Raw genomic sequence first — 20650 nt, forward strand, 5'->3', positions numbered from 1 at the left:
TGATTGGGCGAATCGAGAAAAAGGAGGATGTGAACACATTGGGCCTGTATCAGTCTGACTGGTCAAAAGCACCGCCCCACGCACATGCCTATCATGTCAAAACAACGAGAGAACAGGGCCATTATCATCTCATTGAAGGGTTTACTCAGCCGGCAAACGGATCAAATACCGATCAGCATACACATTACTATACAGGGATCACTTCATTTGAAAACGGCCATTTTCATCGGTATTACGGAATCTCAGGGCCGGCGATTCCCTTAGCAGATGGCACACATTATCATGAAATCGAAGAAACGACATATCTGGCCTATAACGAGCCGATTGAGATCCAGTACGGAGGGGTTGTGTACGATCCCGGAGATGACAGAAGAAAAACGCATCGTCATACCCTGAAAGGAAAGACAAGGGAAATTGTCGGCAATGAGCCGCTCGGCTGGTAGAAGGATGTTTACCGATGCAAAAAAAGGGCAAAATGGATAGGTGGTTGTCCATGTTGAATGCTATAATGGGGGGAGATTTATAAAAGAGAGTGATACATATTGAATAATACGAAGCAGCCCGTTGTCATTTTAGTCGGACCGACGGCAGTGGGGAAAACCAATTTAAGTATTCAGCTAGCCAAATCCTTAAACGCGGAAATTATCAGCGGAGATTCGATGCAGATTTATAAAGGGATGGATATTGGAACAGCTAAAATTACCGAACAGGAGATGGAGGGAGTGCCCCATCATCTGATTGACATTTTAGATCCCCAAGACTCTTTTTCTACTGCCGATTATCAAAGCTTAGTAAGAAATAAAATCAGCGAGATTGCAAATAGAGGAAAGCTTCCGATGATTGTCGGCGGTACAGGGCTTTATATACAATCTGTGCTTTACGATTATACATTTACGGAAGAGGCAAATGATCTCGTGTTTCGAGAGAGCATGCAAATGGCCGCTGAGCGGGAAGGCGCTGACTTTCTTCATGCCAAACTTGCTGCAGCAGATCCCGAGGCAGCAGCTGCGATTCATCCGAATAATACAAGAAGAGTCATTCGCGCACTGGAAATTTTACATACGTCCGGAAAAACGATGTCCCAGCATTTGAAGGAACAAAAACGAGAACTTCTGTACAATGCAGTGTTAATTGGCCTGACAATGGATAGAGACACGCTTTACGAAAGAATTAATCAGCGGGTCGATATGATGATGCAGTCAGGCCTTCTTCCGGAAGTGAAACGCTTATACGACAAGAACGTGAGAGACTGTCAATCAATACAGGCGATAGGCTATAAAGAGCTGTATGCATATTTTGACGGTTTTGTGACACTTTCCGATGCTGTCGAACAGCTAAAGCAGAACTCGAGGCGGTATGCGAAACGCCAGCTGACGTGGTTTCGCAACAAAATGCAGGTCACATGGTTCGATATGACACCGCCTGTTGATATGGAGCTGAAAAAAAAGGAAATTTTCACACATATAGCAGGAAAACTCGAACTTTAATCGAAAATGTATGATATAGAGAATCAAGGAGGACGAAACATGAAACCGATTAATATTCAGGATCAGTTTTTGAATCAAATCCGGAAAGAAAATACGTATGTCACTGTTTTTTTGCTGAACGGCTTTCAGTTGCGGGGCCAGGTGAAAGGCTTTGATAACTTTACCGTATTGTTGGAATCGGAAGGTAAGCAGCAGCTTATATATAAACATGCGATCTCAACGTTTGCGCCGCAAAAAAACGTCCAGCTTGAACTCGAATAGATCAAAAAATGCCATGTCAAGACATGAGGAAAGGCTGCCGGGGGTTCCCGGCGGCCATTTTTAACATGAATCCACTTTTGCTCCAAGCTTTTTGTGTAAGCTGACCATGCCAAGGCACGGTCTTTTTTTATGAGAACAACATACGGAAGTAAAAATGGTATATTATGTATAAAATGAATTTGGGGGTGATCGACCTTGTTTGAAAGTGAAGCAGAACTGAGACGAATCAGGATTGCACTTGTATGGATAGCTGTCTTTTTACTGTTCGGGGCGTGCGGGAATCAAGATACCATTATTGAAACAGACAGCGGCAATTCAGACTATGAAACGCCTCAGCCCACCTCGTTTCCACTTGAACATAACCATTTTGGCGTTATGGAGGACGGCTATATCAAAATTTATGAGTATAATGAGTCCCGCAATGAGGTAAAGCTGAAGAAAGAATACGCGGATGATGAGCTTGAATAAAATTCACAAGCATTCGAATTTACAAAGCGGATGCCAGCCGCTAAACTAAATACAGACACAGATCAAAACAGAGGGTGAAAACATGAAGCATAAAGTGATCGTGAATCATTGGGAAGAAATTTGCGAAGATGATTCTTGTTATGAATACGGAACAAGTATCATTGTGAACGGAAAAGAATTAATCAGAGAAGCGTCAATTATCACTGCTTTGAAGGCGGTTTTAGAAGAGATCGGCGCGGATGTTGAAATAGAAGAAACAGTAGAGAGCGAAAAATGCTGTGATAGCTTAAGAAAAAAAAATCTAGACTACTAAGCAGTTTTTTTTCATGTTATGATAAACATCGGCTAAAAAACGACACCCCGAGTAGGACGAGAGATGATTCTCGTTCTGCTCTCTTTTTTGGGCCCTAATGAGTCTGCCCATTTGCCTGATTTGATCAAAATATGAATTTTTCATAAAAACGAATCTATATATTGTGTTTTTGCTAGAGGGTAGTATACTATATATAGTGCTAGTGATGAGAGATTCATATTTTTTGATAGGTCGTGATAAAACGTGGTACAAATCATATTTGATTCGAAAACAGGGAATGTTCAGCGGTTTGTGAATAAAACAGGCTTTCAGCAGATACGCAAGGTGGACGAAATGGACCACGTGGACACTCCGTTTGTCTTGGTCACCTACACGACAAACTTCGGCCAGGTACCGGCATCAACACAATCATTTCTCGAAAAATACGCCCATCTCTTATTAGGAGTCGCTGCGAGCGGCAACAAAGTATGGGGCGATAACTTTGCAAAAAGCGCCGATACCATTTCAAGACAATATCAGGTGCCGATCTTGCACAAATTTGAACTCAGCGGCACATCTAAAGACGTTGAATTGTTTACTCAGGAGGTAGAAAGAGTTGTCACAAAATCAAGTGCCAAAATGGATCCAGTTAAATAACGAAATCATGATCCAAAAAGATGGAAAATTCCAGTTTGACAAGGATAAAGAGGCTGTACATAGCTATTTTGTAGATTATATCAATCAAAACACAGTCTTCTTTCACGATTTAAAAGAGAAGCTGGATTATTTGGTTGAAAACCAATACTACGAAGAGGAATTCTTAAGCCTTTATTCTTTTGAAGACATTAAAGAAGTGTTTAAGACAGCTTACGCTAAGAAGTTTCGTTTTCCTTCCTTCATGAGTGCGTTTAAATTCTATAATGACTATGCTTTGAAAACGAATGACAAGAAAAAAATCCTCGAGCGTTATGAGGACCGGATCTCAATTGTTGCGCTGTTCTTCGCTAACGGCGACACTGAGAAAGCAAAAGAATATGTAAACCTGATGATCAATCAAGAATATCAGCCGAGCACACCGACATTTCTGAACGCCGGCAGAAAACGCCGCGGTGAACTTGTGAGCTGCTTCTTGCTCGAAGTTAATGATTCTTTAAATGACATTTCAAGAGCGATCGATATCTCCATGCAGCTTTCTAAGCTTGGCGGCGGGGTTTCTCTTAACCTGTCCAAGCTTCGCGCGAAAGGTGAAGCCATTAAAGATGTTGAGAATGCGACAAAAGGCGTTGTAGGCGTCATGAAGCTTCTTGATAACGCGTTCCGTTACGCTGACCAAATGGGACAAAGACAAGGATCCGGCGCGGCGTATTTAAACATTTTCCACCGCGATATCAATGATTTTCTTGATACGAAAAAGATTTCTGCGGATGAAGATGTGCGTGTCAAAACGCTTTCGATCGGTGTTGTCATTCCGGATAAGTTCGTTGAGCTTGCACGCGAGGACAAAGCGGCTTATGTATTCTACCCGCACACGATTTATAAAGAGTACGGCCAGCACATGGATGAGATGGACATGAACGAAATGTACGACAAGTTTGTCGACAACCCTCGGGTGAAAAAGGAAAAAATCAACCCGCGGAAACTGCTTGAAAAATTGGCGATGCTTCGTTCTGAATCAGGCTATCCATACATCATGTTCCAAGATAACGTCAATAAAGTGCATGCGAATAACCATATTTCCAAGGTCAAATTTTCTAACCTTTGCTCTGAAGTGCTGCAGGCATCTCAAGTTTCTTCATACACAGACTATGATGAAGAAGATGAAATCGGTCTGGATATTTCCTGCAACCTGGGTTCGCTTAACATTCTCAATGTCATGGAGCATAAATCAATCGAAAAGACAGTCAAGCTTGCGACAGACTCTTTAACACACGTGTCTGAAACAACTGACATCCGTAATGCGCCTGCTGTAAGACGGGCAAACAAAGCGATGAAATCAATCGGCCTCGGTGCTATGAACCTTCACGGCTACCTTGCGCAAAACGGCATTGCGTATGAAAGTCCGGAAGCGCGTGACTTTGCAAACACGTTCTTTATGATGGTGAACTTCTACTCCATCCAGCGTTCTGCGGAAATCGCAAAAGAGAAGGGTGAAACGTTTGATCAATATGAAGGCTCAACCTATGCGACAGGTGAATACTTTGACAAATACGTTTCTACTGATTTCTCACCGAAATACGAAAAAATCGCCAACCTGTTTGAGGGTATGCATATCCCGACGACAGAGGACTGGAAAAAGCTAAAAGCATTTGTGGCTGAACACGGCATGTATCACAGCTACAGATTATGCATTGCGCCGACAGGCTCTATCTCATACGTCCAATCAAGTACGGCGTCTGTTATGCCGATTATGGAACGCATTGAAGAACGAACATACGGCAACTCAAAAACGTACTACCCAATGCCTGGGCTTGCATCTAATAACTGGTTCTTCTATAAAGAAGCCTACGATATGGACATGTTCAAGGTTGTGGATATGATCGCCACTATCCAGCAGCACATTGATCAGGGAATCAGCTTTACATTGTTCTTAAAAGACACAATGACGACCCGTGATTTAAACCGAATCGATCTGTATGCACATCATAGAGGAATTAAAACCATTTACTATGCAAGAACGAAAGATACTGGGCAAGACAGCTGCCTTTCTTGTGTTGTTTGATTAAAGGAGAGTTTATAGTGACAAAAATTTATGACGCAGCAAACTGGTCAAAGCATGAAGACGATTTTACCCAAATGTTCTATAACCAAAACGTGAAACAGTTCTGGCTTCCGGAAGAGATTGCTTTAAACGGCGATCTCCTCACATGGAAGTACCTCGGAAAAAATGAGCAGGACACTTATATGAAGGTACTGGCCGGACTTACGCTTCTTGATACAGAGCAGGGGAATACGGGGATGCCGATCGTGGCTGAACACGTAGACGGCCACCAGCGGAAAGCGGTGCTGAACTTTATGGCGATGATGGAGAACGCTGTCCATGCGAAGTCGTACTCTAATATTTTCATGACCCTTGCACCGACTGAAACGATCAATGAAGTATTTGAATGGGTTAAACAAAATAAATATTTGCAGAAAAAAGCGCAAATGATTGTCGGGCTTTACAAAGCCATTCAAAAAGATGATGAAATTTCACTGTTCAAAGCGATGGTTGCTTCCGTCTATCTGGAAAGCTTCCTTTTCTACAGCGGTTTCTATTATCCGTTATATTTCTACGGACAAGGAAAACTGATGCAAAGCGGTGAGATCATTAACCTGATCCTTCGTGACGAAGCGATTCACGGTGTGTATGTCGGTCTCCTTGCTCAGGAAATTTATAATAAACAGACAGAAGAGAAAAAAGCAGAGCTTCGTGAATTTGCGATTGACCTTCTGAATCAGTTATATGAAAATGAGCTTGAGTATACAGAGGACTTGTACGATCAAGTCGGACTCTCACACGATGTAAAGAAATTCATCCGCTATAATGCGAATAAAGCGCTGATGAATCTTGGATTTGATCCATACTTCGAAGAGGAAGATATTAATCCGATCGTATTAAACGGATTAAACACAAAAACAAAATCGCATGACTTCTTCTCTATGAAGGGGAATGGTTATAAAAAAGCGACAGTTGAGCCGCTCAAAGATGATGACTTTTATTTTGAAGATGAAAAAGAGCAGATATAATATCTGCTCTTTTCGGCTTGAAGGTTCAAATGAGGAGGACGCAGTACCCATGGGAAAAATGGACGAAATGATTTTAGTTGCCCCGCGCGATGATGTGTTTAAGAAAGAAAGCTTAACCTTCCAGGGCGTGTACAGTGAAGATAGCAGAGTAGCCGAAATCATGGCTCAGATTGAAGCGGCCTATCGTGAAATGAGAAGAGGGGACGCAGAAGAAGATCCGCGTTTCAAGCAGCCGATACCTTATGTCGTCATTAAGCGTGAAGATGAAGTTTTTCTTTACGAGCGGCTGGCTGGCGGCGGTGAATCACGACTGCACAACAAGCTTTCTCTCGGCTTTGGCGGTCATATGAACGCCATCGAAGGGGCAGCTTCATTTGCTGAAGTCTTAAAGCTGAACACAGACCGTGAGCTTGAGGAAGAACTGCAAATAAATGAAGAAGATAAACAGGCGATTGTCACACTGGGATTGATCAATGATGATGAAAATAGTGTTGGCAAAGTGCATATCGGTATTCTTTCTGCGCTTCAATTAAAGCCTGGCGCACAAGTGGAAGTGAAGGAGAAAGAACAAATTGCGGGTAAATGGATGAAAGTTTCTGAATTAAAACAGGATGACATCTACAACCGTCTGGAAACATGGTCACAGTTTGTTGTTGATATTCTTGAATAAAAAAACCCGGTTTCTCGCGATGAGGAGCCGGGTTTTTTTATGAGACGCTCGTCCCAGTCTCGGCTATGATTCTAGGATCACAATAGCGTCAAAGCCGGCATTTTTCGCTCTGACAGCCAGGGTGTCTGCATTGTCTTTGGATGAAAATGCGCCAATCTGCACTTTGTATAATCCGTCCTTTAAAAGGACAATCGAGTCAAAACCTTTGGCTTCGGCTTTACTTGCGAGCGAGTCGGCACTCGCTTTGACTTTAAATGCGCCGATTTGAACCTTATATAACCCTAAGCTGGAAGTCTTTTTAAGGTTAAAGGCTTGCTCCAGCCCGTTTGCATGTCCTCTCGCTAAGCTTTGAATAAAACTGCTCGTTTTCAGCTTATTTGCATCGGCAACGGTATCAATGAAGCCGTTCTCGGTCAAGAGGGCAGGCATTGCCGACTCCCTTAGGACGTGGAAGTTCGCCGTTTTTTTGCCGCGATCGGCAAAGTCGACAGCTTGTATCACTTCAGAGTGAATTGCCGATTGATAAGTCGTCGTCGGGGCTCCTACACCTGGATAAATATAGCTTTCAAAACCTGTGCCTCCCCCGGAATTAACGTGAATGGACAAAAAGAAATCTGCTCCCCAGTTATTTGCGGCATTTGTCCGGTCGTTTAAGCTGACATATTGGTCGCTTGTCCGGCTCAGCAGCAGAGAAACGCCTTCATATTCATTAGTTAATATCGTACGTAAGGCTAAAGCGATTTGCAGGGTTAACGTTTTTTCCTGAAGGCCATTACCTGTTGCGCCTGGATCAGACCCGCCATGGCCAGGATCAATAAAAATTTTAACCATTTTTCATCACCTCATTACAGGATATGAAAAAACACGGCTTCTGCTTGTACGATTATCATTCAACTGAAAAATGAGGAAATAACCCTTTCACATCCAGAAATTATTTCTCGGGAAAGCGCACAATTCAACATGAAGCGACAACAGATACGGTCCGAAATGAAATATGTGCATATGCCATATGTTTGTATGTACTTTGGGTTCGGTTAACCTGCACTGATTCCTGCTGGTTTTAAGCTTTGCGTTCATATTAAATCAAGCATTTGAAACGTAAATTGATGAGAAAAGCTCCTTTCATTAAAGACACCACTTTATAAATCGAAAAAAAGAAAAACACTTCAGGTATCTTAGGGCGGGTAATACGCTTCGTACAAAAAACAGCCCGTTACATGAAAAAAGGATTGGTGAATGGAGAAAATAATGAGAAAGAAGCTCACTATAATACTTTGACAAAATGATTAAAAACAAAATCTCATGGTTTGTCCACCCCATGTCCGTGAATACAATAAGAAATAAAGTATTTCTCGGGAAAGCGCAGGATTCCTTATTGTTCCCGAAAAAAGCAATTGTTTCGACACATGATAGGCGTTTGTCACAATCGGCATCCGCTTGAATATCATATAGGGAGAACAGAGAGGTGAAGATGTTGGAGCGCGCTGTGACTTATAAAAACAACGGACAGATCAACATTATTCTGAACGGGCAAAAGCAGGTGCTGACGAATGCTGAGGCAGAGGCGGAATATCAGGCTGCATTGCAAAAAAACGAAGCAAAGCACGGCATTTTGAAGGAAATCGAAAAAGAGATGAGCGCATTAGTTGGGATGGAGGAAATGAAACGCAACATCAAGGAAATATACGCCTGGATTTTTGTGAACCAAAAACGCGCGGAGCAAGGCTTGAAGGTTGGAAAGCAAGCGCTGCACATGATGTTTAAAGGAAATCCGGGAACGGGAAAAACGACGGTTGCACGGCTCATCGGCAAGCTGTTCTTTGAAATGAATGTCCTGTCAAAAGGCCACTTAATAGAAGCGGAGCGGGCTGACCTGGTCGGGGAGTATATCGGACACACCGCCCAAAAGACGAGAGATTTAATCAAAAAGTCATTAGGTGGCATTTTGTTTATAGACGAAGCCTACTCGCTGGCAAGAGGCGGCGAAAAGGACTTTGGGAAAGAAGCGATCGACACACTTGTAAAGCATATGGAAGACAAACAGCATGAGTTTATTTTGATACTCGCTGGATATTCACGGGAAATGGATCATTTTCTCTCGTTAAATCCCGGTCTCCAATCAAGATTTCCCATCTCCATTGATTTTCCGGATTACTCTGTGACCCAGCTCATGGAGATTGCGAAACGAATGATCGATGAAAGGGAATACCAGCTCAGTCAAGAAGCGGAATGGAAATTGAAAGATTACTTAATGACAGTGAAAAGCACGACAAGCCCCATTAAATTCAGCAATGGACGTTTTGTCAGAAATGTGATCGAAAAATCGATCAGAGCACAAGCCATGAGGCTTTTAATGGGAGACCAATACTTAAAAAGCGACTTGATGACCATCAAAAGCCAAGATCTTTCCATTAAAGAAGAAGCATCTGGATCTGCATAGACCTCTCAGTTTTTGAGAGGTCTGTTTTTTGCTCGTATTTCCGCTTTTCAAAGCAATCGATTTGTGGTATACACATGCAGGGTTTGGTATGATAATACTACTGCCCAATATGCAAAAGAAAGGAACATCCATTTGAACGAACAAGAAACGATTCAGGAGAAAGCCATTTTAGTCGGATGTCAGCTGCCGCATATCACGGATGAGCATTTTGAAAATTCTATGGAAGAGCTAGCATCTCTGACGAAAACAGCAGACGGAAAAGTACTGACCAGCGTCACACAAAAACGGAACAGGGCTGACGCCGCTACATATATAGGAAAAGGGAAGGTAGAAGAGCTGAAGGCACTGGTGGAAGAGCTTGAAGCTGATCTCCTCATCTTTAATGATGAACTGTCGCCAAGTCAGCTGAAGTCATTGGCAACAGCAATTGAAGTGAAGATGATTGACCGCACGCAATTGATATTAGATATTTTTGCAAAGCGGGCGAGAACGAGAGAAGGCAAACTTCAAATTGAGCTGGCTCAGCTGCAATATGCACTGCCGCGTCTGACGGGACAAGGGATCAACCTTTCCCGGCAAGGCGGAGGAATTGGGGCAAGAGGTCCCGGGGAAACGAAACTGGAAACCGACCGCCGCCATATCAGAAATCGCATTCATGAAATCAACACACAGCTTTCCACTGTCATTCGCCATAGAAGCCGATACCGTGAAAGAAGAAAGAAAAACGGTGTGCTTCAAATTGCGCTTGTCGGTTATACAAACGCAGGGAAATCAACATGGTTCAACCGCCTGACGAGTGCTGACAGCTATGAAGAAGACCTCCTGTTTGCCACGCTCGATCCAATGACCAGAAAAATGGTCCTGCCAAGCGGCTACAGTGTTCTTCTTTCAGATACAGTAGGATTTATTCAGGATCTTCCGACGACATTGATTGCTGCATTCCGCTCAACGCTTGAGGAAGTAAAAGAAGCGGATTTGATCCTGCATTTAATTGATTCTTCAAATGAGGATTATGCGGGACATGAAAAAACAGTGCTTGGGCTTCTCGAGGAGCTTGAAGCAGATGATATCCCGATGCTGACGGCTTACAATAAACGTGATCAAAAACTGCCTGATTTTATACCGTCCGCCGGAAGGGATCACATTATGGTCAGTGCGAAATTTGAGGACGACGCTGCAGCCTTTAAAGAAGCGATTCAGCGCTATTTGCGCCAAGAACTGTTAACGTCTTTTGAAGCACATGTGCCGGCAAGTGAAGGGAAGCTCCTTTCCAGAATCAAATCGGAAACGATGGTAGACCGCTTCTATTTTAATGAAGAAAATGAACAGTATGACATATCCGGCTATGTCCAAGAAGAGCAAAGTATCATCGGTGAATTAAAGAAGTATATGTAGGAAGGAAAAATAAAGACATGTTTGACACATTAACACACGGAGAATTATTGAAGAAAACGGCAATGGAAGTGGAAGCGGACATTGCCGGCATTCATAAACAAATAGAAGAAATCAGCGAGCGAAATGAGTGGAGAGTGCTTCAAAGCTATAGAAAACACAAAGTAAGCGACACTCATTTCACGCCGTCTACTGGATACGGCTATGATGATATCGGAAGAGACACGCTTGAAAGCATATATGCGGATGTGTTTGGCGGAGAAGCGGGGCTTGTAAGGCCGCAAATCATTTCAGGCACACATGCCATCTCAATTGCTTTGTTCGGTGTCCTCAGACCGGGGGACGAGCTCCTTTATATCACGGGCAAGCCGTATGATACGCTAGAGGAAATTGTGGGCGTCAGGGGTGGAGAAAACGCTGGTTCGTTAAAGGATTTTCAAATCGGCTATAATGCGGTTGATCTGACGAAAGACGGAAAGATAGACTATGATGCAGTCGCCGCTGCGATCAATCTGAAGACAAAAGTAATCGGCATTCAGCGCTCAAAAGGATATGCGAATCGCCCTTCTTTCTTAATTAGTGAAATAAAAGAAATGATCCGTTTTGTAAAAGAAATCAATGAAAATCTGATCGTCTTTGTGGACAACTGTTACGGAGAATTTGTGGAAGAGCTTGAGCCTTGCCATGTCGGAGCCGACCTGATGGCGGGATCTCTCATTAAAAATCCCGGCGGGGGCCTTGCGAAAACAGGCGGCTACCTCGTCGGAAAAGCGAAATGGATTGAAGCTTGCTCATACCGTATGACGTCACCCGGCATCGGCAGAGAAGCGGGGGCATCTCTTTACTCGCTCCAAGAAATGTACCAAGGCTTCTTTTTGGCGCCTCACGTTGTGTCTCAAAGTTTAAAGGGAGCGGTGTTTACAGCGAGATTCCTTGAAAAACTCGGCTTCACTTCAAACCCGAAATGGGATGCGAAAAGAACGGATTTGATACAATCCGTTGAGTTTTCTGACAGAGAAAAGATGATTGCTTTTTGCCAGGCTATTCAATTTGCATCGCCAATCAATGCTCATGTGACGCCTTATCCAGCCTACATGCCTGGATACGAGGATGATGTCATTATGGCAGCAGGCACGTTTATTCAAGGAGCAAGCATCGAATTATCAGCTGATGGCCCTATCCGCCCGCCGTATGTAGCGTATGTTCAGGGAGGATTAACCTATTCGCATGTGAAGAATGCCATATGCAGTGCAGTGGATTCATTGATGCAAAAGCAATTAATTTAAATTTTTTAAAAATTTCTCTGGATTTGATGTTAAGAATCCTTACATCGTATTGACACATAATATAACATCACCTATAATGAAACTAAGTTAAGAAAAGGAGGAAATTGAGATGAGTGATAATATTCGCCGCTCAATGCCTTTATTTCCAATAGGAATTGTCATGCAGTTAACTGAGTTATCAGCAAGACAAATTCGATATTATGAGGAAAATGGACTGATATTTCCAGCCAGAAGTGAAGGAAATAGACGATTATTTTCATTTCATGATGTAGATAAACTGTTAGAAATCAAGCACCTGATAGAACAAGGTGTAAACATGGCAGGAATTAAACAGATTCTGGCGAAAGCCGAAGCCGAGCCAGAACAAAAACAAAACGAGAAGACGAAAAAACCAATGAAACATGATCTGTCCGATGACGAACTGAGACAGCTCCTGAAAAACGAGCTCATGCAAGCCGGCCGTTTTCAAAGAGGGAATACATTCCGTCAAGGCGACATGTCCCGCTTCTTTCATTAATCCGTTAGCAACTGTTTTGCTATATACATTTACCTTTTAAGAGGAGGAATTTTACCAAATGGCAAAGTACACTAGAGAAGATATCGAAAAATTAGTAAAAGAAGAAAACGTGAAGTATATCCGCCTTCAATTTACTGACATTCTTGGAACAATCAAGAATGTTGAGATTCCTGTAAGCCAGCTTGGAAAAGCGCTTGATAATAAAGTCATGTTTGACGGTTCTTCTATTGAGGGATTCGTTCGTATCGAAGAGTCAGACATGTACCTGTATCCAGATCTAAATACATTTGTTATCTTCCCATGGACAGCTGAAAAAGGTAAAGTAGCACGTTTCATCTGTGATATTTACAATCCGGATGGCACACCTTTTGAAGGTGACCCGCGAAACAACTTAAAACGGATTCTGAAAGAAATGGAAGACCTCGGCTTCAGTGATTTTAACCTTGGGCCTGAGCCTGAATTCTTCTTATTCAAATTGGACGAAAAAGGCGAGCCGACGCTTGAACTAAACGACAAAGGCGGATATTTCGACTTAGCTCCAACTGATTTAGGAGAAAACTGCCGCCGCGATATCGTACTTGAGCTTGAAGAGATGGGCTTTGAAATCGAAGCGTCTCACCACGAAGTAGCACCTGGTCAGCACGAAATCGACTTTAAATATGCTGGAGCAGTCCGCTCTTGTGATGACATCCAAACATTTAAACTAGTTGTCAAAACAATTGCCCGTAAACACGGCCTGCATGCGACATTTATGCCAAAACCATTGTTCGGTGTAAACGGTTCAGGTATGCACTGCAATCTATCACTCTTCAAAAATGGTGTTAACGCATTCTTTGATGAAAGCGCAGATCTTCAGTTAAGTGAAACAGCGAAACACTTCATTGCAGGTATCGTGAAGCACGCAACAAGCTTTACAGCAGTAACAAACCCGACAGTAAACTCTTACAAACGTCTTGTTCCTGGCTATGAAGCACCTTGCTATGTAGCATGGAGCGCGCAAAACAGAAGCCCGCTTATCCGTATCCCGGCTTCTCGCGGCATCAGCACACGTGTTGAAGTACGCAGCGTAGACCCAGCTGCAAACCCATACCTTGCACTTAGCGTATTGCTTGCTGCAGGATTAGACGGAATCAAAAACAAACTGGAAGCGCCGGCTCCAATCGACCGCAACATCTATGTGATGAGCAAAGAAGAGCGCATGGAAAACGGAATCGTTGACCTTCCAGCAACACTTGCGGAAGCACTAGAAGAATTCAAATCAAACGAAGTCATGGTCAAAGCGCTGGGCGAGCACCTATTCGAACACTTCATCGAAGCAAAAGAAATCGAATGGGACATGTTCCGCACGCAAGTTCACCCTTGGGAACGCGAACAGTATATGTCTCAGTATTAATCTCTCAATCCCTTGGCACTATTGGTGTCAGGGGATTTTTAAATTTTGGTCATAAGATTAAGAGATCGATATTTTTGGTCCTTGACCAAAATATGACCAAAAAAATTTGAAGTTATGAATCTAACTCCACAATTGAGGACACGTATTTCTCGTAATCCTTTATTCGGTTTTGGTCAAGCTTCTTACTAATATGTGAATAAACATCGGCAGTTACCATCATGCTTTTATGTCCTAAACGTTCTTGAATGTATTTCATATCAGCGCCTGACTCTAAAAGTAAAACAGCATGTGTATGCCGTAATGCGTGGATAGGCATTTTATTTATGTCAGCTCGCTTTAAAATACGATTAAACGCATTAAAAAGGGTGGACTTAGGTAAAAAATTCCCGTCAACTCTGCAAAATACTAAATTGAGATCATGTTTATAATCATCCTGTAACATTTGTTTATTCTCAAATTGCCACTTCTTATGTTTTTGTAAAGCAGCAGAAAGGGAAGCGCCAATTGATATTCTTCTTTTGGATTCATAAGTTTTAGTTTCGCCGAAGAGTTCAGCAGCTGTTTTTGCAGAAAAATCTAGGGTGTTTTTAATGTCTATGTAATTCTCTCTTAAGTTGATATCTGTCCATTGAAGAGCAGCAGCTTCACCTTTACGCATACCGGTCTCTATGAGCGTTCTGAAAAAAATGTAATATATATAGTTATACTTATATGCTTCCTGAAGAAATTTCGGAATATCCTCAGAAAGCATGTATTCGAGTGTACCTTTTTTCTTTTCATTCTTATTTGATATTGTGGCCCCGTAACAAGGGTTTTTTGCTAATTTTCCTATGATGACAGCTTTACTAAAAGCGTTAAACATTGTACCGTGTATAATTTCCACAGTGCGTTTGCTGTACCCCTGATCAGTTAAAAAGTTAAGGAATTTTTGATACATAATAGGTTTAATATCTGTAATCTTGATGTTTTTGAAGTAAGGAAGAATATGATTCTTGATGTTTCGTTCGTGGAGTTCATATGTATTCTTTCTAACGGTGTCTTTTTTGTATTCATGTAGCCAACTAAATAAAAATTGCTCAAGCGACATGGTTTCTGTATCAAATTCAAATCCAGCAGCTATTTGCTTTTCTTGTTCGGCAGCAGCTTTTTGAGCTGCTTTCTTTGTTTTAAAACCACTTTTTGATTTTATTTTGTATTTGAGAGTAAAAGGGTCCTTAAAGGAGACACGATATTCCCACTTGTCTCCTCTTTTTCTGAATGTAGCCACGCGATCACTCCTGTAGGGGAAGAAAGCATGACAATTATTCACTATAACTATTCGGAAACGGAGTTAAAAGAAATTCTGGACAGCATGATCATTATTGTGGATACGAGAGAGCAAAAGAATCAGCATGTTCTTGATTATCTCCGTAAAAAGGAAGTGGCAATCAAATTCAAAGGAATGAAAACCGGCGATTACTCGGCCATGATTCCCAAGAATGATGAATTTGGAATCAGCCGTGATATGTATTTGAATGCAGCCATTGAACGAAAAAATGGAGTGGACGAGCTGGTGCAGTCGATTAAAGATCGTTCTCGTTTTGAAAATGAATTGATTCGAGCATCCAGGCATCCATTCACTCTTCTTGTGGAAGACCTGGAAGGGTACCAAAAGATACTCAACGGAAAATATCGTTCAAAGTATGAACCTAAAGCGCTGCTGGGCAGCTTGAAAACATTTGAGGTTCGTTACGGATTTTCAACTGTTTTTCTTAGCCCTAACGCTACCGGAAATTACATTTACCATCACTTTCATTATATGGCCCGGGAACTGCTGAAAGGCGGACTTGTGTAAATCTGAATAAAACAATCAAAGGGAGGAAGGTAACGTGGCATTTGTAGGTTTTGAAGAATCGAAGGAAGTACGGCAGCTGGCTGAAAGCATAATTGACGAGCATCACCCGCATTTAAAAGACGCTAAACAGCAAATAGGTTTTTATCTCCGTGAGGGTAACAGCAAATGGGCAGGAAAGGCGAAGAAATGCACGGCTTTTGAGCGCCATATGACCGATTACATGCTTTTCGTGTTTATCAATAAAGCTGCATGGAAGACTATGCCGGAGGAACAACGCGCTGCCCTGGTAGATCATGAGCTTTGCCATTTTACTCGAGAAGAATGGGAAGAGCCAGACCCGAAAGACCAAAGTAAATGGGTGACTGTATACGGCGCTGCCACTGATCCAGACAGCTGGGGAATTCGCGAACATGACGTTGAGGAATTCTCTGAAATTATCGAGCGCCATGGTTTATGGGATACAGGCATTGAAACATTTGCCGAAGCTGTCCGGGAGGCTGACTATCAAATGAATTTTGAAGATGTGAACAGAGAGCAACGGCTTCAGAGGGTGAAATAAAAAAGAAGCAAGGAGCTATTTTGCTCCTTACTCTTTTGGAGGTAAAAGTTTATTTATGTGTTCTAGGAATTGACCAGCTGAATTTCCAAGCCCTAATAGTTTAGTTAATTTATCAATTACTTTAAAGAAACCTTTAACTTCAGGTGAACTTGATTCAGTTTGAAAGGAATCTGCATTTAAGAATATTGAACCTAATGTTTGTTCAAGGACCTCTTCAATACCATTTGGTCCGGTAATTGCATATTGTGTTAAAGCGTCTCTAATTAAATTTAATTTGTTTATTGCAATAAGTTTTAGTTTTTCAGGGAGCGTAGAAACACTGAAAAGATGGGTCAACTCTTCGATTTCTGAAATGAGAGAGTTAATTTGTTCTGAGTCAAGTTCATTTGTTGAAAACTCATTAAGTAGAGATATAGCTTCACCTATATAACCAAAGGCGGTAAGTGTCTCTTTATTAATATGGTTATAAAAATTTTCCATTGTACCGTTTTTTAAATTAATACTAAAAATTCCTAATTCAATCTTGTTTAAAAAACGGATGTTTTTTTCTGTGTTTAAACGGGGGTGAGATTCAATAATGGATCTACTTGTCCTAATAGATTCCAACAATAATGAAAGTGAGCTTAATAATGAAGGTGTATCATCCTCATCTATTTCAAATACTTTTGCCCAAGTTTTTCGGTAAGAAGTAGAATTAAGACTACCACCTATTTTATATGCTGAATCCAGCAAACTATGTACACGTAAAACAACATTATCGTTATTCATCCTTCTTATCCTCCTACAATATCTGAATTAATAATACCATATTTGGTTGAAAATTGTAGTAGGATTTGCGAGTGTGTATTCCTAGGTTGATGATGAAATCGGAAAGGGTCTTACGCAGATAATATTTATAAAGGATAAGCAATAGAATACTAAGGAGGCAAACATGATATATGTGTTTATAGTAATCTTCATCATTGCTTCCCCATTAATCTGGATAAAATTTTGGAAAGAAGTATCCAGGAATGGGAAAAAGAAAAATGAACGAATGGAGGGAAGAGGTGTCAATGGCACAGCTATCTTTTCTTGATGATGTGGACGAAAAAGCTGTTCGTAAAATAGTTATCAAAGAATTGAAAAATTATCGCGCGCTCAAAGTCCAATTAGAAAATAAAAAAGAGTGTTCATCTACAGGCATTAATATTTTCCCTTCCCTCCGAGATTCGTTTACCGTTAATGAACTAAAGGTGAAGCAGATGGAACGGGCTTTAAAAAACAGCCTGGACGATGAAGAACGTTTGATCATTGAAAAGAAATACCTTACTGCAGCCAAGGTAAAGGACATCAATATTTATATAGAACTCGGCATGAAGAAGGACACCTATTATGAAATAAAACAGCGTGCCATTCTACGTATTGCCACAGCACTCGGAATTATCTGAGTGCTTTTCTTTTTTTATGTATAATAAAAAAAACGTTATTGAGGTGAAATATGAAGAAAATTAAGAAGAGTACGGAAGATTTCTCAGACTTTAAACCACTTATACATTTTATGAGAAGAGGAGAAATTCCTTTATTGCACCATTATGAAAAAAATAATTTAAATTTTGAGTATGGTTTTTTTCTTGGTCTTGACGTAGTAATGCCACTATATAAAGTTTTAGACTTTCCTGCCCAGGACTTAAAAACTGCATGGGGAAATACACAAACTTATATAAATGATGCTTTGGAAATTCTTGAAGAGCAATATTTTGAGGAGATTGATAAAGATAACATCACTATTGATGTTGATAGAGAACAAATATCATATATCATAGATAAATTAGAAAATATACCTGCCCGATGTTATCCGATTTACTTAATTACTACCGGCACGGGTGATAATGAGAGATTAGTTTATGTTGGTAAAACATCATCAGAGAACCATAGATTTGCAGGGGGACATCTTGCAGCTTTAAAGTTAAATGATCCTAAATACGATGGATTAGAAAAAAATATATATTTTGGTTGTTTGACTTTCCTAGATGTACATAAGAAGCATGTACCATTAGAATGGATAAGTCCTTTTGATTATTGTAAAGAGTTACTTGAAAGTGTTGAAGCCAGTTTGATTTATCATTTTCAACCAGAGTTGAATACTGAACATACTAAACGACATAATTCTAAAATACCTATACATCTGATGATTGAAAACTGGACAAGAAAAACTAAATTTTTGCATTATACACAAATTGATTCATAACACTGGGAAGCCTTCAAGATTTTGAAGGCTTTTTTTATCGACAAATTCCCGATAAAACAGGGGACAACGCTCACAGGTCCAAATGTGTTTTTCACACGCCACAATCTCACCCGATATCACTTCGCGCGAGTAATCAATGAGAAATTGTTTGATTGTCTTCATACGTTTTTAAACTCCTTCTCCGCAGCCGTCTTTTCCGGCTCAGGCACAATGTTTTCACCCTGCAAAGGGCCTTTCGTATGTTTAAATTGGGTCATCCAGTATAGGAACCGGCGGGCTTTTTCATCATCAAACACATAAGGAAACTCCCTTGCGCTTGGTTCGGTTATGTCCGAAAAATGCTCAGTTTTCTGGTGGTCATTGTGGCAAATATCGTAGATACAATCCTCAATCTGACCGGTGTCCTTACATTTGGAACCGTTCTTTTTTATATCGCCAATGAGGGGCTTTCCATTACGGAGAACCTTGCACAAATCGGCGTTAAGATTCCGGCTGCCATTACTGACCGTCTTCATGTAATCGAAAATGACAATGACCAAACAAATGAAAAGGATGAACAGGCTGCTGGGTAACCCAGCGGCTTTTTCTATATCAAAAATAAAGGAGAGAACACTTATGACAATCACAGTGAAAAAGAATCTTGTATCAGAAGCTAAATACGCTTTGAAATGCCCTAATCACATGGACGCTGAATACATCACCATCCACAATACAGCGAATGACGCGTCAGCTGCCAATGAAATCAGCTATATGATCGGAAATACTAGCTCGACAAGCTTTCATTTTGCCGTTGATGACAAAGAGGTTATTCAAGGGCTACCGTTAAATCGCAACGCATGGCACACAGGAGACGGCACCAACGGCAGCGGGAACCGTAAGTCGATTGGTGTCGAAATTTGTTATAGTAAATCGGGAGGCGCTAAATACTACGCTGCTGAAAAATTGGCTATTAAATTTGTGGCGCAGCTGCTCAAAGAGCGCGGCTGGGGTATTGATCGTGTGCGCAAGCATCAAGACTGGAACGGCAAGTATTGCCCGCACCGTATTTTGTCAGAGGGAAGATGGGACGAGGTTAAGGCTGCCATCGAAGCAGAATTGAAGGCTCTGGGAGGGAAAACAACTTCTAAACCGACATCATCTGCTTCTAAAGCTTCTGGGGGCACTTACACAGTCAAAAAAGGCGATACTCTTTCCGCAATTGCAAAAGAGCATGGGGTGAGTGTGGCGAACCTTCAGAGCTGGAATAACATTAAAGACCCGAATAAAATCACAGTAGGCCAAAAGTTAAAGTTTAAAGGGCTCCAGCACTAAATCAAGTAACAAAAAAACGTCATATGCGCTGCCTTCTGGCATCTATAAAGTCACAAGCCCTATGCGAAAAGGGAATGACGTAAGGCAGATTCAAAGAGCTCTTGCTGCTCTTTATTTCTACCCGGATCAAAGGGGCAAAGAATAACGGTATTGATGGCGTGTATGGTCCGAAAACAGCAAATGCGGTCAAACGGTTCCAGTCAGTAAATGGCCTGACTGCTGACGGTATTTATGGACCTAAGACTAAAGCGAAAATTGAAGCGAAATTGAAGTAATAAAAGAGCCTCTCATATAATGAGGGGCTCTAAATTGCAATCCTTTGACTTAATCGTCCCAGTCTTCATCATCAATCCAGTCGTCTTTCGCTTCTTCAAGCTCTTCTATTAAAAACTCTAGGAATGTGCTACCAACTTGTTTACCATATCCCTCTTGGTTATCCCAAAGGATGACAGGGCATTCTCCTTCTTTCATCTTGTTAGTGTCAAGACAATAAGAAAATTCATCAACATATTCGATCACTACAAGACCATCGAAAAGGTTATAATATTTTTTATATTCATTGGTCTGTTCGACAACTTCAGCACCGTGAGAGTCATATCCGAGTATCATTGTCCCGTATGCTCCCCCTGAACCATACTCAGTTAAAAACCATTTATAGCTGTCTGGAAGGGTTACATTAAGATCCTCTTCTATTTCTCTAACCTGATCTTCAGTGACTCCCCCGGTGAGAATTGAATTTTCTTTATTTTCATCAAAGAAAGTTTTCACTTTTGAATAATCCATTAAA

23 protein-coding genes and 2 pseudogenes are annotated in these 20650 nt (G+C 41.3%); 20 read left to right on the forward strand and 5 right to left on the reverse strand.

Translation table 11 applies throughout. From position 1 onward, the window contains the following. Positions 1–29: 29 nt before the first annotated feature. The 9 genes from MKY50_RS09420 to MKY50_RS09460 all read left to right on the forward strand — a co-directional run bounded on the left by MKY50_RS09420 (position 30) and on the right by MKY50_RS09460 (position 6904). Positions 30–443: a YmaF family protein gene (locus MKY50_RS09420; RefSeq protein ID WP_003231769.1), complete on the forward strand. Its 414-nt coding sequence runs from the start codon at positions 30–32 to the stop codon at positions 441–443. A gap of 99 nt (positions 444–542) precedes the next feature. Then, positions 543–1487 (forward strand): tRNA (adenosine(37)-N6)-dimethylallyltransferase MiaA, encoded by a 945-nt coding sequence (miaA, locus tag MKY50_RS09425; RefSeq protein WP_340958405.1) that lies wholly within the window; start codon positions 543–545, stop codon positions 1485–1487. 39 nt (positions 1488–1526) lie between these two features. Next, on the forward strand, positions 1527–1748 hold the full coding sequence (gene hfq, locus MKY50_RS09430) for an RNA chaperone Hfq (protein WP_003221097.1): 222 nt from the start codon (positions 1527–1529) through the stop codon (positions 1746–1748). Between the two features lie 195 nt (positions 1749–1943). Then, on the forward strand, positions 1944–2216 hold the full coding sequence (locus MKY50_RS09435) for a YmzC family protein (protein ID WP_014479841.1): 273 nt from the start codon (positions 1944–1946) through the stop codon (positions 2214–2216). An 82-nt stretch (positions 2217–2298) separates the two neighbouring features. Further along, positions 2299–2529, forward strand: a complete 231-nt coding sequence (locus MKY50_RS09440; RefSeq protein ID WP_003245262.1) for a hypothetical protein — start codon at positions 2299–2301, stop codon at positions 2527–2529. Between the two features lie 243 nt (positions 2530–2772). Continuing rightward, positions 2773–3165 (forward strand): class Ib ribonucleoside-diphosphate reductase assembly flavoprotein NrdI, encoded by a 393-nt coding sequence (nrdI, locus tag MKY50_RS09445; protein WP_003231758.1) that lies wholly within the window; start codon positions 2773–2775, stop codon positions 3163–3165. Then, positions 3125–5227 (forward strand): class 1b ribonucleoside-diphosphate reductase subunit alpha, encoded by a 2103-nt coding sequence (nrdE, locus tag MKY50_RS09450; protein WP_014479842.1) that lies wholly within the window; start codon positions 3125–3127, stop codon positions 5225–5227. The genes nrdI and nrdE overlap by 41 nt, the downstream gene beginning before the upstream one ends. A 17-nt stretch (positions 5228–5244) precedes the next feature. Then, entirely contained in the window at positions 5245–6234 is a 990-nt protein-coding gene (gene nrdF, locus MKY50_RS09455; protein WP_003231754.1) for a class 1b ribonucleoside-diphosphate reductase subunit beta, read from the forward strand. Positions 6235–6283: 49 nt separating this feature from the next. Next, positions 6284–6904, forward strand: coding sequence for a hypothetical protein (locus tag MKY50_RS09460; protein ID WP_003245105.1), 621 nt, complete (start codon positions 6284–6286; stop codon positions 6902–6904). Positions 6905–6967: 63 nt separating this feature from the next. On the opposite strand, the gene cwlC is transcribed toward MKY50_RS09460, so the two are convergent. After that, positions 6968–7735, reverse strand: a complete 768-nt coding sequence (cwlC, locus tag MKY50_RS09465) for a sporulation-specific N-acetylmuramoyl-L-alanine amidase (protein WP_341116548.1) — start codon at positions 7733–7735, stop codon at positions 6968–6970. A 640-nt stretch (positions 7736–8375) separates the two neighbouring features. Here cwlC and spoVK point away from each other — a divergent pair. The 5 genes from spoVK to glnA all read left to right on the forward strand — a co-directional run bounded on the left by spoVK (position 8376) and on the right by glnA (position 13932). Then, entirely contained in the window at positions 8376–9344 is a 969-nt protein-coding gene (gene spoVK, locus MKY50_RS09470) for a stage V sporulation protein K (protein WP_003231746.1), read from the forward strand. 132 nt (positions 9345–9476) lie between these two features. Continuing rightward, positions 9477–10739, forward strand: a complete 1263-nt coding sequence (gene hflX, locus MKY50_RS09475; protein ID WP_029317828.1) for a GTPase HflX — start codon at positions 9477–9479, stop codon at positions 10737–10739. Between the two features lie 17 nt (positions 10740–10756). After that, a complete protein-coding gene (locus MKY50_RS09480; RefSeq protein WP_341116549.1) occupies positions 10757–12022 on the forward strand; it encodes a methionine gamma-lyase family protein in 1266 nt (421 codons plus the stop codon). Between the two features lie 109 nt (positions 12023–12131). Then, a complete protein-coding gene (glnR, locus tag MKY50_RS09485) occupies positions 12132–12539 on the forward strand; it encodes a transcriptional repressor GlnR (RefSeq protein WP_003238341.1) in 408 nt (135 codons plus the stop codon). A gap of 58 nt (positions 12540–12597) precedes the next feature. Continuing rightward, entirely contained in the window at positions 12598–13932 is a 1335-nt protein-coding gene (gene glnA, locus MKY50_RS09490) for a type I glutamate--ammonia ligase (RefSeq protein WP_015252037.1), read from the forward strand. 112 nt (positions 13933–14044) lie between these two features. Here the strand turns inward: glnA and MKY50_RS09495 are convergent, their stop codons facing one another. Beyond that, entirely contained in the window at positions 14045–15199 is a 1155-nt protein-coding gene (locus tag MKY50_RS09495) for a tyrosine-type recombinase/integrase (protein WP_341116552.1), read from the reverse strand. A 27-nt stretch (positions 15200–15226) separates the two neighbouring features. On the opposite strand from MKY50_RS09495, the gene MKY50_RS09500 reads away from it, so the two are divergent. Next, positions 15227–15766, forward strand: coding sequence for an ERCC4 domain-containing protein (locus MKY50_RS09500; protein ID WP_327840078.1), 540 nt, complete (start codon positions 15227–15229; stop codon positions 15764–15766). Between the two features lie 34 nt (positions 15767–15800). After that, on the forward strand, positions 15801–16325 hold the full coding sequence (locus MKY50_RS09505) for a putative metallopeptidase (protein ID WP_327840079.1): 525 nt from the start codon (positions 15801–15803) through the stop codon (positions 16323–16325). A gap of 27 nt (positions 16326–16352) precedes the next feature. Here the strand turns inward: MKY50_RS09505 and MKY50_RS09510 are convergent, their stop codons facing one another. Beyond that, entirely contained in the window at positions 16353–17093 is a 741-nt protein-coding gene (locus tag MKY50_RS09510) for a hypothetical protein (RefSeq protein ID WP_327840080.1), read from the reverse strand. A gap of 278 nt (positions 17094–17371) precedes the next feature. Here MKY50_RS09510 and MKY50_RS09515 point away from each other — a divergent pair, with 278 nt between their 5' ends. Together MKY50_RS09515 and MKY50_RS09520 are read left to right on the forward strand one after the other, a co-directional pair. Beyond that, positions 17372–17752 (forward strand): ArpU family phage packaging/lysis transcriptional regulator, encoded by a 381-nt coding sequence (locus MKY50_RS09515; protein WP_327840380.1) that lies wholly within the window; start codon positions 17372–17374, stop codon positions 17750–17752. A gap of 50 nt (positions 17753–17802) precedes the next feature. Beyond that, complete coding sequence (locus tag MKY50_RS09520) at positions 17803–18552, forward strand: hypothetical protein (RefSeq protein WP_341116554.1); 750 nt, start codon at positions 17803–17805, stop codon at positions 18550–18552. Here the strand turns inward: MKY50_RS09520 and MKY50_RS09525 are convergent. Next, positions 18547–18714 carry a hypothetical protein gene (locus MKY50_RS09525; protein WP_341117366.1) on the reverse strand — a complete coding sequence of 56 codons (168 nt, stop codon included), beginning with the start codon at positions 18712–18714 and terminating at the stop codon, positions 18547–18549. The two genes, MKY50_RS09520 and MKY50_RS09525, sit on opposite strands and share 6 nt — an antisense overlap. 152 nt (positions 18715–18866) lie before the next feature. Between MKY50_RS09525 and MKY50_RS09530 the strand changes: the two are divergent. Both MKY50_RS09530 and MKY50_RS09535 read left to right on the forward strand, forming a co-directional pair. After that, positions 18867–19124 (forward strand): annotated as a pseudogene (locus tag MKY50_RS09530) (phage holin family protein); the annotation flags it as partial. A 43-nt stretch (positions 19125–19167) separates the two neighbouring features. Then, positions 19168–20138, forward strand: a pseudogene (locus MKY50_RS09535) (N-acetylmuramoyl-L-alanine amidase). Between the two features lie 49 nt (positions 20139–20187). Here MKY50_RS09535 and MKY50_RS09540 read toward each other — a convergent pair. Continuing rightward, complete coding sequence (locus MKY50_RS09540) at positions 20188–20646, reverse strand: SMI1/KNR4 family protein (RefSeq protein WP_327840082.1); 459 nt, start codon at positions 20644–20646, stop codon at positions 20188–20190. Between the last annotated feature and the right edge of the window lie 4 nt (positions 20647–20650).

Source organism: Bacillus sp. FSL R7-0685 (genome assembly GCF_038002425.1).
GTDB classification, from domain to species: Bacteria; Bacillota; Bacilli; order Bacillales; family Bacillaceae; genus Bacillus; species Bacillus subtilis.